This window comes from Pseudomonas sp. JQ170C (assembly GCF_035581345.1).
In the GTDB taxonomy this organism is placed as follows: Bacteria; Pseudomonadota; Gammaproteobacteria; order Pseudomonadales; family Pseudomonadaceae; genus Aquipseudomonas.
The window spans coordinates 1,530,768-1,546,482 of sequence record NZ_CP141608.1; the positions used below are offsets into that span (position 1 = coordinate 1,530,768).

Annotated in this window: 8 protein-coding genes and 1 pseudogene; 5 read left to right on the plus strand and 4 right to left on the minus strand. The window is 62.7% G+C overall.

All coding sequences use genetic code 11. The annotated features are described in order from the left end of the window. Positions 1 to 97 precede the first annotated feature (97 nt). A complete protein-coding gene (gene speB, locus U9R80_RS07045) occupies positions 98 to 1,048 on the minus strand; it encodes an agmatinase (protein ID WP_038613564.1) in 951 nt (316 codons plus the stop codon). A gap of 223 nt (positions 1,049 to 1,271) precedes the next feature. Between speB and U9R80_RS07050 the strand changes: the two genes are divergently transcribed. From U9R80_RS07050 to U9R80_RS07060, 4 genes and pseudogenes are all read left to right on the plus strand, one after another. Then, positions 1,272 to 2,165, plus strand: coding sequence for a LysR family transcriptional regulator (locus U9R80_RS07050; protein WP_038996504.1), 894 nt, complete (start codon positions 1,272 to 1,274; stop codon positions 2,163 to 2,165). Positions 2,166 to 2,307: 142 nt separating this feature from the next. Further along, a pseudogene (locus U9R80_RS27285) lies at positions 2,308 to 2,583 on the plus strand (PAS domain-containing protein); the annotation flags it as partial. A 255-nt stretch (positions 2,584 to 2,838) separates the two neighbouring features. After that, positions 2,839 to 3,867 carry a methyl-accepting chemotaxis protein gene (locus tag U9R80_RS07055; RefSeq protein WP_442964964.1) on the plus strand — a complete coding sequence of 343 codons (1,029 nt, stop codon included), beginning with the start codon at positions 2,839 to 2,841 and terminating at the stop codon, positions 3,865 to 3,867. A gap of 76 nt (positions 3,868 to 3,943) precedes the next feature. Then, positions 3,944 to 4,564: a tRNA-uridine aminocarboxypropyltransferase gene (locus U9R80_RS07060; protein WP_301837050.1), complete on the plus strand. Its 621-nt coding sequence runs from the start codon at positions 3,944 to 3,946 to the stop codon at positions 4,562 to 4,564. 44 nt (positions 4,565 to 4,608) lie between these two features. Here the strand turns inward: U9R80_RS07060 and U9R80_RS07065 are convergent, their stop codons facing one another. The 3 genes from U9R80_RS07065 to U9R80_RS07075 are packed head-to-tail and all read right to left on the minus strand — an operon-like array spanning position 4,609 to position 9,535. After that, positions 4,609 to 5,964, minus strand: coding sequence for an HlyD family type I secretion periplasmic adaptor subunit (locus U9R80_RS07065; protein ID WP_301837049.1), 1,356 nt, complete (start codon positions 5,962 to 5,964; stop codon positions 4,609 to 4,611). An 11-nt stretch (positions 5,965 to 5,975) separates the two neighbouring features. After that, positions 5,976 to 8,123, minus strand: a complete 2,148-nt coding sequence (locus tag U9R80_RS07070) for a type I secretion system permease/ATPase (RefSeq protein WP_442964965.1) — start codon at positions 8,121 to 8,123, stop codon at positions 5,976 to 5,978. A 38-nt stretch (positions 8,124 to 8,161) separates the two neighbouring features. Continuing rightward, on the minus strand, positions 8,162 to 9,535 hold the full coding sequence (locus U9R80_RS07075) for a TolC family outer membrane protein (protein WP_301837047.1): 1,374 nt from the start codon (positions 9,533 to 9,535) through the stop codon (positions 8,162 to 8,164). Positions 9,536 to 10,032: 497 nt separating this feature from the next. Between U9R80_RS07075 and U9R80_RS07080 the strand changes: the two genes are divergently transcribed. Beyond that, entirely contained in the window at positions 10,033 to 15,699 is a 5,667-nt protein-coding gene (locus U9R80_RS07080) for a retention module-containing protein (protein ID WP_301837046.1), read from the plus strand. Positions 15,700 to 15,715: the final 16 nt, after the last annotated feature.

A 15,715-nucleotide genomic window follows, 5' to 3' on the forward strand; every position in this document is an offset into this window, starting at 1 on the left:
GGCATGCCCGGCGCCGGTCATTCGTCTACTGCGCAGGCCGCGTGTGCGGCCCGGCTTTCATGGCTCCTGCCCTTGTAACTTCCCTGGTGCCTGTCGGTCAGCGGCGAGCGACGCCCGGCAAGACACAGAGCATTTCGTACAGCAGGTTGGCACCCAGCAACGAGGTGTTGCCGGTGGTGTCGTAAGGGGGCGAGACTTCTACCAGATCGCAGCCGATCAGGTCCAGGCCCTGGCAGCCACGGATGATTTCCATGGCCTGGATGGTGGTCAGACCGCCGATTTCCGGGGTCCCGGTGCCCGGTGCCCAGGCAGGATCGATACCGTCGATGTCGAAGCTGAGGTACACCGGACCACCGCCGACCTTCTCACGCACTTCGGCCATCAGCGGCGCAAGGGATTTGTGCCAGCACTCTTCGGCCTGGACCACACGGAAGCCTTGCTTGCGGCTCCAGTTGAAGTCTTCGGCGGTGTAGCCCTGGGCGCGCAGGCCGATCTGCACCACGCGGTCGCAGTCCAGCAGGCCTTCTTCCACTGCGCGGCGGAAGGTGGTGCCGTGGGCGATTTTCTCGCCGAACATGTGGTCGTTGACGTCGGCATGGGCATCGATATGCACCAGGCCCACCTTGCCGTGCTTTTTGTGGATGGCACGCAGGATCGGCAGGGTAATGGTGTGGTCGCCACCCATGGTCATTGGGATGACGTTGTGCTCGAGGATTTCGTCGTAGGCTTCTTCGATGATGCGCACGGCTTCAAGCAGGTTGAAGGTGTTGATCGCAACGTCGCCGATATCGGCAACCGACATCGAATCGAAGGGGGCAGCGCCGGTCGCCATGTTGTAGGGGCGGATCATCACCGACTCGGCACGGATCTGCCGTGGACCAAAGCGGGTGCCGGAACGCAGCGAGGTACCGATATCCAGCGGGATACCGATGAAGGCCGCGTCCAGGCCCTCGGCGCTTTGCAGGTGAGGAAGGCGGAGCATGGTGGCGATGCCGCCGAAACGCGGCATTTCGTTGCCGCCCAGTGGTTGGTGCAGAATCTTGTCCACGGTCGGGCCTCATCGATTCGATTGTTCTAGTTGTTGGAACCTGTCTGCCTGGGTCGGCTAAAACCCTGAAGCGCTGGCGGGCAGGTGCATTGCGGCAGAGTCTGCAAAATGTAGTGCTCGAGAAGAATCGCTACAGGCAAATACTTAGTTCAGGTTTTTCTAAACTAATGCGTGGAATCTGGTTAGACTTTTGCCACTTGCCGCCTTTCGGACCCCGCTTTCCATGGCCTCTGCACTGCCTGACCTGAAACTCCTGCGCATCTTCGTCAGCGTGGTACGCCACCAGGGGTTCGCCAATGCCCAGCGCGAACTGAACCTCTCGACCTCGGCCATCAGCACTTACATGAGCCAGCTGGAAGCTGCGCTGGGTATCGTGCTGTGCCACCGTGGGCGGGGCGGTTTCAGCCTGACCAGCAAGGGCGAGCTGTTTCACCAGGAGACCTTGCGCCTGCTGGCGGAAATGGACGGCTTCGAGCAGTACGCCGCCGCCCTCAAGGGTGAACTGCGCGGAACGCTGAACCTGGGGGTGATCGACTCCACCGTCGGCGACCGGGCCTTGCCCCTGGCCGAGGCCATTGGCGCCTACAGCCAGGAGCACCCGGCCGTGCACCTGCACCTGTCGGTGTCCAGCCCCTACGAGTTGCAACTGGGCGTGCAGGACAACCGCCTGGACCTGGCCATCGGTGCCTTTTCAACCCGCATGAGCGGGCTGGTCTATCAGCCGCTGTACCGCGAACAGCACTGGCTGTACTGCAGCAACCGTCATCCGCTGTTCAACGAACGGCGCATTCCCGAGCAGGTCATCACCCAGCAGCGCATGGTCGGACGCGGCTACTGGAGCCAGGCCGAGCTTGCCCGCCACGGCTTCAAACACAGTGCGGCCACGGTAGAGAGCATGGAAGCGCAGCTGATTCTGGTGCTGTCGGGCGCCTACATCGGCTATCTGCCCGAGCACTACGCCCAGGCCTGGGCCGACAAGGGTGATTTGCGCGTGCTGTCGCCGGCGACTTTCGGCTATCAGGCGCCCTTTTCCATGATCATCCGTCGTGGCCGCAGTCGCGAACCCTTGATCCAGACCTTCCGCGACTTGCTCAAGGCGCAGCTCACACCCGCTTGAGTGCATTGGCTCCTGAAAAATGTCCGAATGGCCATAGGAATTCCCGAAATAATTGGCAACACCGGCATAAAGGCTCTGCTACACCTGTATCTGCTTTGATGAATTTCCCCTTCGTATTTCAAGCAGAGACCGCCCGATGCGCATGAATTTGCCCGTCACAGAGCACGAAAGAACCTTCCCCGCCGACCAGCGGCTTATTTCCACCACCGACCTCAACAGCCGCATCACCTATTGCAACGACGCCTTTGTCGCCATCAGTGGTTTTACCTACGACGAATTGCTTGGTCAGCCGCACAACCTGGTGCGACACCCGGACATGCCGCCCGCGGTGTTCGGCCATATGTGGGAAACGATCAAACAGGGCAAGCCGTGGATGGGCGTGGTGAAGAACCGGGCCAAGAACGGTGACTGCTACTGGGTCAGCGCCTATGTGACGGCGATCTACGAGAATGGCCGGATCAGTGGCTACGAGTCGGTGCGCTCGGTGCCGACGCGCGATCAGATCCGCCGCGCCACGGCCCTGTATGCACGGCTACGCCAGGGACGCTCGGCAGTGTCCTGGGCCGCGCGCGTGGGTGAGGTGCTCGAGCATGGCTGGCCACTGATTGGCGCCGGGCTGTTGTCGGCGGCCGGGTACCTGTGGCTGGCGCCTTATGCGGCCCTCGGCGTGTTGATGACCAGCCTGCTCAGTGCCTGGTACCTGATCGAGTCGCGCCAGAACCGGGTGATCAAGCGCACCCTGGCCGAACACCCCAAGGCATTCACCAGCCCGTTGGTGGCCTTGACCTACAGCAGTAACAGCGGTTTGCAGGGGCAACTGGACCTGGCCATCCTGAGCGAGGAGGCGCGTTTGCAAACAGCCCTTACTCGCCTGGTGGATGCGGGGGTCGGGGTCAAGTCGCGTGCGGCGCAATCTTCGGACCTTTCTGGCGCCCAGGCGCAGATGCTGGACCGCCAGCGCAGCGAAACCGATCAGTCGGCCACCGCCATTGCGCAGATGGCCGCGACCATCCAGGAAGTCACCCACAACGTCCAGAGCACCGCCACGGCGGCGGCTGATGCCGATCAACTGGCCCAGCAGGGCAGTGACCTTGCCCAGCAGAGCCTGCGGGCCATGGGCAGCATGAGCGAGGCGGTCAGTGATATCGGTCAGGCGGTCAATGAACTGGCCGGCCAGACCCAGTCGATCGGCAGCGTGGTGGATGTGATTACGTCGATTGCCGAGCAGACCAACCTGCTGGCACTCAATGCCGCCATCGAAGCGGCGCGTGCAGGGGAGCAGGGTCGCGGCTTTGCGGTGGTGGCCGATGAAGTTCGTTCCCTGGCCCAGCGCACCCGGGCGTCCACGGAAGAAATCCACCAGATCATCGCCTCGCTGCGTTCCGGCGCGGATCGCGCGGTGTCGACGGCCAGCCGCGGCGAGCAGATATCCCGCGATAGCGTGCAGCGAGTCGAAGCGGTGCAGTCGGCACTGGTGGGCATCACCCAGGCGGTGAGTCGCATCACCGGCATGAGCCAGCAGATGGCCACGGCCTCTGAGCAGCAGAGCCATGTGGCCGAGGATATCAACCAACAGATCACCCGCATTGCCCAGCTGTGCGACCACAGCGCAGGCCAGGCCAAGCAGGGGGCTGAAATCAGCCAGGACCTGGAACGCATGGCCGACTACCTGTACAGCCTGGCCGAACGCTTCAACCGCTGACCCTTTCCCTCTCCCACAGGGAAGTGGGCTTTTTTCGGGACTGCTGTGGCACACTTTGCCCGCCCAGGAGAACCCGATGTCCAGAATCCAGTGCGAGCGCTGCCTGCGCCCACAATCCCATTGCCTTTGTCCGCTGATCCCGTCCCTCGACAGTCGCACCCGCGTGCTGGTGTTGCAGCACCCCAGCGAAGTGCGTCACGCCCTCAATACCGCAAAACTGGCCGCGCTGGGTTTGCGCAATGCCCAGTTGCAGGTGGGCGAGGTGTTCGAGGATCTGGCCGGATTGATCGAAGTGCCGGGGTATCGCAGCGCGTTGCTGTTCCCGGGTGACGATGCACAGCCGCTGGTGAGCTATGCCGGCGGGGATGAGCGTCCGTGGTTGCTGGTGGTGCCCGACGGCACCTGGCGCAAGGCAAGCAAATTACTGCACCTGAACCCGTTGCTGGCGGCCTTGCCGCGGGTGACCCTGGCCCAGGTTTTGCCGACCCGCTATCGCTTGCGCAAGGCCCCGGCCGAAGGGGCCTTGTCGACCCTGGAGGCGGTCGTGCAGGCGTTGAATGTGCTGGAGGCGCCCGAGAATTTCGATGCCTTGCTCAAGCCGTTCGAGGCGTTGATCGAAGGGCAGATCGAGGCGATGGGCCAGCACACCTATGAACGCAACCATGCAGGAGCGGGCGTGCCCCGTGATACGAACTGACTGGCAGAACATGATCGCGGGGCAAGCCCGCTCCTACAGGTCTTTCAGCGTTCGCGCATGGCCTCGGTGCGGGCCTTGAGCACGGGTTTTAACAGGTAATCGAGGACGCTTTTCTGTCCGGTGATGATGTCTACCGTGGCGGTCATGCCGGGGATGATCAGCAGGGGCTTGTTGTCGCCGCCGAGGTGATTCTTGTCGGTGCGCACCTGGATCAGGTAGAAGGAATTGCCCTTGTCGTCGGTCACGGTGTCGGCACTGATCAGTTCGAGCTTGGCCTTCAGCCCGCCATAGATGGTGTAGTCATAGGCACTGAACTTGACCATCGCTGCCTGCCCCGGATGCAGGAACGCCACGTCCTGGGGCCGAACCTTGGCCTCGATCAGCAAATTGTCCTCCAGGGGTACGATCTCCAGCAGGTCACTGCCCGGCTGTACCACGCCGCCGATGGTGTTGACCTTGAGCAGCTTGATGATTCCATGCACCGGTGAGACCACCGTGGTGCGGGTGACACGGTCATCAATGGCGATGCTCGAGGCGGTGATCTTCGACAGGTCGGTGCGTTTCTCGTTGAGCTCCTTGGCCGCCTCCGAGCGAAAGCCGGCTTCCGATTCTTCGATCTTGCTTTTGATCTCGGCCACCGCCGCCTCGGCCCGGGGGATCGCCAGGGTGGTGGCGTTCAGCGAGCCGCGGGCTTCCACGGTGCTGCGCTTGAGCCGCAGGATCTCCACCGGTGAGATCGCCCCGGTGCCCACCAGCGGCGTCGACATGTTCAGCTCTTGCTGCAACAGGGCCAGGGCCGAGCGGTACTGCTCGGCCTTGGAGCGAAACTCGGCCAGTTCCTGGGTCTTCTGCCGCAGTTGTTCATTGAGGGTCTGCTTTTCGCTGGTCAGGCGACGCTGGCGGGACTGGTACAGCGACAACTCGTCCTCGGCCACTTGCGGTGCCTTGCTGCGCACTTCCTCGGAGACCTGGAAAGGCCGGCCTTCGGCTTCGGCCGACAGGCGCTCGACCTGGGCGGTGAGGGCATAGCGGTCGGCCTCGCTCTCACCCTTGTTGGATAAAAAGCGGGTGTCGTCCAGGCGCAGCAGGGTATCGCCCTTGTTCACCATCTGGCCTTCGCGCACGAAGATCTCGGTGACGATGCCGCCTTCCAGGTTCTGGATCACTTGCACCTTGCTGGAGGGGATCGCCTTGCCTTCACCCATGGTCACCTCGTCGAGCACCGCGAACCACGACCAGGCCAGGGCGACCAGCAACAGCGCCGCCGCCAGCCATACGGTGATGCGCGACAGGCGCGGGGAGTCCTGCAAGGTGGCGCCGGCCACATCGGGCATGTAGTCGTGTTCGGCGGTCTTGCCGAAGCTTTGCAGGTAGCTGCGCAGGCCGTGGCTGTTGGACATGAGTGGCCCCTCTAGATGGCTGTACCGACACGACCTTTTCGCAGTGCATCGATGACCGCTTCCTTCGGCCCGTCGGCGACCACCTTGCCGTTGTCCAGCACCAACAGGCGGTCGACCAGGCTGAGCATCGAGGTGCGGTGGGTGACCAGCAGCAGGGTCTTGCCCTGGACCCAGTCGTGCAAGCGATGACGCAACTGGTCTTCGCTGGCGTTATCCATGTGGCTGGTGGGTTCGTCGAGGATCATGATCGGCGGCTCCAGCAGCATCGACCGGGCCATCAGCACGGCCTGGCGTTGGCCACCGGACAGCAACTGGCCACGCTCGCCCACCGGGCGGTCGAAGCCTTGCGGGTGCTGGCGGGCCAGTTCGCTGACACCGGTGAGCTCGGCCACCTCGAGCATGCGGGCATCGCTGACGTAGCGCGCGCCGAGGGTGAGGTTGTCGCGCAGGCTGCCGGCCAGCAAGGGCAGGTCGTGGGCCACGTAGCCGATCTGGTTGCGCAAGTCGGCGATGTCGAGTTGGCGCAGGTCGAGGTTGTCGAGCAGGATCTGGCCTTCGTCGGGGGCGTAGAACCCCATCATCAGGCGGGCCAGTGTGCTTTTGCCGGAACCGCTGCGACCGATGATGCCGATACGCTCGCCCGGCTTGACGCTGAAGCTCACGCTATTGAGCGCGGCGGCGTTCTGCCCGCCATAGCGAAAGGTGACGTGGCTGACCTCAAGGGCTCCGTGCAGTTGTGTGCGCTCCAGCGGCTGTTGGTCGGGCTGGCGCTCCTGGGGCAGGGCCATGAGGGCGTCGGTGCTGCGCATGGTCAACTGCGCCTGTTGGTAGCGGGTGATCAATCCGGCGATCTGTCCCAAAGGCGCCAACACCCGGCTGCCGAGCATGTAGCTGGCCACCAGGGCGCCCACGCTGAGGTTGCCGGCAATGATGCTGTAGACCCCGGCAACAATGGTTGCCATGCCGCAGAACTGCTGTATGAACAGCGTGCCATTGGTCGCCAGGGCCGAGAGGTTGCGGGCGTGGGCGTCCAGGCGGGTGAGGGCGCCGTGGGTGCTTTCCCACTGGTACTGGCGCTCGCTTTCGGCGCTGCAGGCCTTGAGGGTTTCAAGGCCACCCAGGGTTTCGATCAACAGGGCCTGGCGCACGGCACCCAGGGCCAGGCTTTTTTGTACGGTGTCGCGCAGGCGCACCTGGATGAACAGCGCAAAGAGAATGGTCACCGGAAAGGCGATCAACGGGATCACCACCAGCCAGCCACCGAGCAGGCCGATGACCAGGAGCATCAGCACCACGAAGGGCAGGTCGATGATGCTGGTCAGGGTCACGGCGGTGAGAAATTCGCGCAGTCCTTGAAAGTCATGGATGCTCTGGGCAAACCCGCCGATGGTGGCCGGGCGGGCCTTCATCGACATGCCGGTGATGCGTTCAAACAAGGTGGCGGAAAGAATCAGATCGGTCTTTTTGCCGGCCTGATCGAGTAGGTGGGCGCGTACCACGCGCAAGATCAGTTCAAAGAGGGTGCCGATCAACAGGCCGGCGACCAGGACCCACAAGGTCGAGAGGGCCTGGTTGGGCACCACCCGGTCGTAGGTCTGCATGACGAACAACGGCACCATCAGGCCGAGCAGGTTGATTAGCAGGCTGGCAAGAATGGCATCGCTGTACAGCCAGCGGGACAGCTTGAGCGTATCGCGAAACCAGGCGTTGACCCGTGGCATCAGCGGTGCGCGCAAGTCTTCGAGTTCATGCCGGGGGCGGGCGAACAGGGCCTCGCCACTGTAGGCCTGGTTCAGTTCCTCGCGGCTGACCCATTGCTCGCCGCCTTCGGCTTCGCTGGGCAGGATCAGCAGTCGGCCATCATCGCCAAAGCGCCGCAACACGGCGCAACGGCCTTCCTTGAGCAGCAACAGCACCGGCAAGTTGAGCGCCGAGATGGCGCTCAAGTCCCGGCGCAGCACCCGTGCCTGCAAGCCTGCACGGGCGGCGGCCCGGGGCAGCAGGTCCAAGCCCAGGCGCTGCTGCGCCAAGGGCAGGCCAGCGCTGAGGCCTGCGCGCGTGACCGTGCAACCATGCAGCTTGCAGAGAATCAGCAGTCCATCGAGTAACGGGTCATCGAAACTCTGGCGCGGATCCGCCGCCGGGCTTGCAGGTTGCATGCTGGTCACAGTGGCCTACTCCTGCTGCATGTCGGGAATCAGCGCATATCGGGCAAGCGCGCCTCGCTCTTCACTTCGCTCTTGGCGATGGCCTCGGGCGGCAGCGAGATACGTTGCTTGCTCAGCAGTTCGCCCATGTTGGCCAGGACCCGATACATCGAGAACTCCTCGGTGTAGCGCACTTCGGTGTAGCGGCGGTTGGCGTTGTACAGCTCGTTTTCACTGTCGAGCAGGTCGAGCAGGGTCCGTTGTCCCAGGCCGAACTGATCCTGGTAGGCCGCGCGCACCCGGGTGGTGGTGTCGGCGTATTCACGGGCGGTCGGGGTTTGCAGGCGGGCGTTGGTCATGGCGTTCCACGACAGCGCCAGGTTCTCGTTGAGCGTGCGCAGGGCGTTGTTGCGGATGTCCATGGCCTGGTTGATCTTGTGCGCATCGGACTGCAGGCGTGCCTTGTCGCTACCGCCGCGGAACAGGTTGTAGCTCAGCTCGACGCCGGCTTGCCAGTCGTTGTTGTCGTGGCCGACCTGGCCTGCGGTGTTGTTGTTGGCACCGGTGGCCAGCACTGCGTCAAGGCGCGGGTAGAACGGCGACTTGGCCACTTCGTACTGCTGCTCGGCAGCTTGCACGTCGGCCTGGGCCGATTTCAGGTAGGGGTTGTTGTCGAGCATGCCCTGGCGAGCGTCGGGCAGGGTGGCGGGCAGTTCGCCCTTGATGGTGACCGGTGTTTCCAGCTCGTCGGCCTGACGGCCGATGACGCTGTAGAAGTTGGCTTCGGCGTCGGCCAGGTCCACTTCAGCGGTGTACAGGTTGTTCTCTGCCAGTGCCCGACGGGCGGTGGACTGGTCACGGTCGGCGTTGCTGCCTACGCCACGTTCGCTGCGCAGGCCGATCTGGTCATTGACGCGCAGGTGAGCTTGCAGGTTGTTCTTGGCCAGGGTGACCAGTTCGCGGCGCTTGAGCACCTCCAGGTACACCTCAATGGCGCGCAGGGCAATGCTTTCGGCAGTGGCCTGGGTGTAGTAGGCGCGGGAGTTGACCACCGCTTCGGTACGGCCCACCTCGTTGGGGGTGTTGAAGCCGTCGAACAGCATCTGCCGCAGGCGCAGGTCAGACTGGGTGTAGGTCAAGGTTTCCTTGTTGTGATTACGTGTGTTGTCGGCGTTGAAGCCACGGGTGTTGGTGTTGTCTGAACGCTGCCGGCCGTAACCGCCAACCAGGTCGACACTTGGAAAATAGCCCCCTCTGGCTACCTTCACGTCTTCGTCTGCCGAGAGCCGGCTGTTGCGGCTGGCGTTGATTTCCGGATGTTGGTCCACGGCGCTTTGCACAGCTTCCGTAATCGACATCGCCTGAGCATTGGCACATGCCATGGCCAAAAGGATTGCGCTGGTGATGGGGGTCAAAACGCGCATGGGGTACTTCTCCCTGAATTCTAATATTGGGTGTTGCTGTCGCCAAAAAATTGACGAATTTCTAAGGTCAAACCGTTTCAGGCTTGTAACAAGTTAGCTAAGAACATTTATAAGCCCAGCTAAGAAGATTTTTTCATAAGGGTTATGCGAAAAAAAACTTATGCGTTCTAAGGAAACGGAGACATTGTTGATATCAGGCGGTCCCGTTGAGTCAACGCCAGTGGGTATTTTCGGGCGCCCAAGAAAGTTCAAAAATCTTTGCAGCAAAGGGCACGGATGTAGCGGTGGGGAGGGAGGAAAGGCGACAATATTTTGGCAGGTGCCAAATGGCCAGTCGACTTTTCCGCTGATCGGAACACAGCCAGCGAAGTGTAGATTGCAGCGCAATCCACTTCGCTCCGCGTATTCCGGATGTTGACCCAAGGCACTCCTGATGGGTCTTCCACGCGCTCCAAGCACTTTCCTGTGAAACCGTTGTGCATCCCAGGAGAGCGCCCATGGCCAAGTTAATCGGTGTCGTCAGCAAAATTGTCGGAGAAGTCTTCGCTGTGGCCAGTGACGGGACACGTCGGGCGCTGGCTGAAGGTGACCGGCTGTTTGTAGGCGAGCAGCTGGATACAGGCGTTGCGGGCGCCGTGGCCGTCCATCTGCAAAATGGCAGCGAGTTGACCCTGGGGCGTGGCAGCAGCCTGCAACTGTCGGACGCGCTGCTGGCCAACCGCGCACCGCACGTGGACACCCCTGAGGCGTCGACGCCGAGCCAGGCGCAACTCACCGATGTAGAGAAGCTCCAGCAAGCGATTGCTTCCGGTGTCGACCCGAGCCAGGAAGCCGATCCGACCGCCGCTGGCCCAGGCAGTGGCGGGGCGTCGGGAGCAGCGGGTGGCGGTCACTCCTTTGTACTGCTCAGTGAAGTGGCCGGACGGGTCGATCCGGTCATCGGCTTTCCGACGGCGGGCTTCAACGGATTTCCAGAGCTGGCCGACCTGGATGTCGGTTTGTTCAATAACAATGAAGCGCCTCCAGTGCTGGTGGCGCCCCCTGAGCCGGCTGCAGACAACCCGGTCAGCCTCGAAGGGCTGGCGGTGGACGGTGGCGAGTTGAGCTTGAACGAGGCCAACCTGGCGCAGGGCTCGGCCAGTAACCCGGCCGCCCTGACCCAGGCCGGCAGCTTCACCGTGGTAGCGCCAGACGGGGTGTTCAACCTTAATGTCGGTGGTATCAATGTGGTGACTGCGGGCGCGGTGACCGGCGTGGGGCAGTCCATCACCACCGGGCTCGGCAATGTCCTGACCATCACCGGCTACGATGCTGCCACTGGCGTCGTCAGCTACAGCTACACCCTCACCGGTGCCGAGGCCCATGCCGCTGGCAACGGTGCCAATGGGCTGGGCGAAAGCTTCACGGTACTGGTCAGCGACACCGATGGTGATGTGGCCAGCGGCTCGCTGGATGTCACCGTCATAGACGATGTGCCCCGGGCTGAAGGCGACACCAACTCGGTGACTGCCACCGAGAACCAGTTGACCCTAACGGGCAATGTGCTGACCAACGATGTGCAGGGCGCCGACCGGATAGCCACCGGCCCGATCACCCCCGGCACCTTCACCGGCAAGTACGGCACCCTGGTGCTGGCCGCCGACGGAACCTACACCTACACCCTGAACACCGCCGACCCGGACTTCATCAATCTGCACGGTGGCGGTACGGGCGTCGAGACCTTCACCTACACCCTCAACGATGCCGATGGCGATACCAGCACTGCCAACCTGGTACTCAACGTCAGCAACCTCAACGACTCGGTCACCCTCAACGGGCTGAACGTCAACGGCGGCGAACTGACCGTTTTCGAGAAGAACCTCGGTGACGGTAGCGCGCCGAATGCCTCGGCACTGACCCAGTCCGGCAGCTTCACCATCAGCGCCCCGGACGGTGTGCAGAGCATGACCGTGCATGGCGTCAGCGTGATCACCGGCGGGGTGGCCAGCACTTTCCCGCAGGTCATCAACACCCCGCTGGGCAACACCCTGACCATCACCGGTTTTGATCCGGCTACGGGGGTGGTCAGCTACAGCTACACCCTGGGCGACAACGAAGCCCATGCCACTGGCGCGGGGGCCAACAGCCTCGGTGAAAGTTTCCAGGTGGTGGTCACCGACACCGACGGCAGCACTGCCAGCGGCAACATCGACGTGAACATCGTCGACGACATGCCGACCGCGAATCCCGATAGCAATGACCTGATTGCCAGCGAAACCCGACTGACCCTGAGCGGCAATGTGCTGACCAATGACGTGCAGGGCGCCGACCGAGTGACTGCCGGCCCGATCACCCCCGGTACCTTCACTGGCAAGTACGGCACCCTGGTGCTGGCCGCCGACGGAACCTACACCTACACCCTGAACACCACCGACCCGGACTTCATCAATCTGCACGGCGGCGGTACGGGCGTCGAGACCTTCACCTACACCCTCAACGATGCCGATGGCGATACCAGCACCGCCAACCTGGTACTCAACGTCAGCAACCTCAACGACCCGGTCACCCTCAATGGGCTGAACGTCAACGGTGGCGAACTGACCGTTTTCGAGAAGAACCTCGGTGACGGCAGTGCGCCGAATACCTCGGCACTGACCAAGACGGGCAGCTTCACCATCACCGCTCCGGATGGTGTGCAGAGCATGACCGTGCATGGCGTCAGTGTGATCACCGGCGGGGTGGCCAACACCTTCCCGCAGGTCATCAACACCCCGCTGGGCAACACCCTGACCATCACCGGTTTTGATCCGGCTACGGGGGTGGTCACCTACAGCTACACCCTGGGCGACAACGAAACCCATGCGACCGGCGCAGGGGCCAACAGCCTCGGTGAAAGCTTCCAGGTGGTGGTCACCGACACCGACGGCAGCACTGCCAGCGGCAACATCGACGTGAACATCGTTGACGATGTGCCGACCGCGAACCCCGACAGCAATGACCTGATTGCCAGCGAAACCCGACTGACCCTGAGCGGCAATGTGCTGACCAACGACGTGCAGGGCGCCGATCGAGTGACTGCCGGTCCGATCACTCCCGGTACCTTCACCGGCAAGTACGGCACCCTGGTGTTGAACGCCGACGGCACCTACACCTACACCCTCAACACCAGCGATGCGGATTTCATCAACCTGCACGGTGGTGGAACGGGGGTAGAAACCTTCACCTACACCCTGACCGACGCCGATGGCGATGTCAGCTCGGCCAACCTGGAGCTGAAAGTCAGCAACCTGGACAACCCGGTCGTGATCAACGGCCTGGACATTACCGGTGGCGAGCAAACGGTCTTTGAGAAAAACCTCAGCGATGGCAGCAGCCCGGATGCTTCGGCATTGACCAAGACGGGCACCTTCACCGTGACCGCGCCCGATGGTCTGCAGAGCCTGATCGTCGGCGGTATCACGGTGGTCAGTGGTGGCGTGGTCAGCGGCTTCCCGCAAACGGGCACCACGCCGCTGGGCAACTCGCTGACCATTACCGGCTACAACCCGAGCACGGGGGTAGTCAGCTACACCTACACCTTGCTGGACAACGAGAGCCATCCGAATGCCGGCGGCATCAACAACCTGTCTGACAGCATCACGGTTACGGCAACCGACAGCGACGGCAGCTCGGCCACCGCTCACCTGGATGTGACCATCGTCGATGATGTGCCGGGGGTGGTGGGCGCCGAGCGCTCGGTCACGCCGGGGCAGGTGGACTCCAACTTGCTGCTGATCATTGATGTGTCCAGCAGTATGACCTCCGGTTCAGGGGTTAACGGGTTGAGTCGCCTGGAACTGTCCAAGCAGGCGATCAATGCCTTGCTCGACAAGTACGACGAGATGGGCGACGTCAAGGTACAGATCGTCATCTTCGGCAGCGACGCCTCGGCCCCGTCGACGGTCTGGCTCTCGGTCGCCGATGCCAAGCTCTATGTCGCAGGGCTTCATGCCGGCGGCACGACTAACTACGACGCGGCGGTTGCCGCAGCGCAGCAGGCATTTGTCACCAACGGCAAGATCGATGGTGCGCAGAATGTGGGCTACTTCTTCTCCGATGGTGCGCCTGTCCCCAGCTCCAGCGGCCTGAACGCACAGGAGGAGGCTGCCTGGAAGGCGTTTCTGGATCAGAACGGGATCAAGACCTACGCCATCGGCCTTGGCAATGGCGTCAATACCGATAACCTCAACCCATTGGCCTACGATGGCAGCACCCACACCGACACCAATTCGGTGGTGGTCACCGACCTGAGCATGCTGAACCAGGTGCTGTCCGGCACGGTTCAGGGTGCACCGATTACCGGCAGCCTGATGACGGATGGGCACTTCGGCGCCGATGGCGGCTTTATCAAGTCGTTGCTGATCGATGGCACCACCTACACCTACGACCCCAAGGCCAACAACGGGCAAGGCAGCTACACCGCCACGGGGACCGACCGGGGCAGCTTCGATACGACCACCAACAGCTTCAACATCAAGACAGTGCTGGGCGGTACCTTTGTGGTGGACATGGACACTGGCGAGTTCACCTACACGCCACCCAAAGACAACGGCACGACGCGGGTTGAAACTATCGGCTTCACCGCCAGCGACAACGATGGTGACGTGAGCAGCGCTACTCTCACGGTGAATGTCCACGGCAATACCGCGCCGGTGGTGGGGGCCGACCACATCATCACCAACATTCTCTCCAGCACTATCGTGGTGCCGGCGGAAGCTTTGCTGGCCAACGACAGCGACGCCGACAATGATCGGCTGAGCACCGGCCCGACGTCCTTCAACACCGGTTGGGAGGCCAAGGGCGCGGGGTTCACCGTGACCAACGCTTCACTGCAGCAGATCGACTTCGACGGCACCGGCAGCAGTTCCGGCAACCGGGAGAAAGCCCTGGATCGCAGCGCCTTCAGGGGCGCGGCCAACGTCACGACGGCAGCCTTGATCGTCAACGGCTACCTGGGCGCCGTCTCCACAACCAGCGCCAACGATGAAGACGTGTTGACCGTGACCCTGAAGAAGGGCGAGAAACTCACCCTCAACCATGACGTTGCAGACGGGCACATCCTGATGCAGTGGAAGGATGCGACGGGCAGCTATGAGAACATCGTCAACGGTGACTCGTTCACGGCCAGCCATGACGGGGTCTACAGCATTCATGTGGTCAACCTGACCAACACGTCCGGCTCCAGTGCCAACGCGGCGGAGTACTACAACCTGACCATGACGGTCGACTACGCCGGGGCACAGCCGGAGACCTACAACGGGACCTACGCCGTCAGCGACGGGCACGGTGGCAGCGTAACCGGCAACGTCGATATCACCTACCACGCAGGCAGCACCCTCACCGGTACCGACGGCAGTGACACCTTGCTGGCGGGGGCCGGCAACGACACGCTCACTGCCGGGGCGGGCAACGATGTGCTGATCGGTGGTGATGGCGACGACACACTGCAGGGGGGCGACGGTAATGATTTGCTGATCGGCGGCGCCGGAAACGACGTGCTCGATGGCGGCGCGGGGATCGACACGGCCAGCTACGCGGGGGCGGGCAGTGGCGTTACGGTCAGCCTTAATGCCAACGGCTCGCAGAATACTTTGGGGGCGGGTACCGATACCCTGACCGGTATCGAGAACCTGGTCGGCTCCGACTACAACGACACCCTGACCGGCAACGACATGGCCAACCTGCTCAGAGGGGGGCTGGGCAACGATACCCTGGTGGGAGGTGGTGGTGACGATGTGCTGATCGGTGGGCGAGGCAACAACACCCTCACCGGCGGTGCCGGCAGCGACACCTTCCAATGGCAACAAGGCAATAGCGGTCATGACGTGGTCACCGATTTCACCCCCGGGAGTGACCGGCTCGACCTTTCACAACTGCTGCAGGGCGAGAATGCGACCTCGACATCGCTGGATGATTACCTGCACTTCAAGGTCACCGGCAGCGGGGCGGGCGTTGTGTCGACCATCGAGGTAAGTGCGGTAGCGGGGGCGGCACCTGTGCAGACGATTGATCTGGCGGGCGTCAACCTGGCCCAGCATTACGGTGTCACGGCGGGAGCTGGCGGGGTGATTGCCGCAGGGCAGGATACCGCGACCATCATCAACGGGATGCTCAATGATCACTCGTTGAAGGTGGATACGGTGTAGGAGCGGGCTTGCGCGG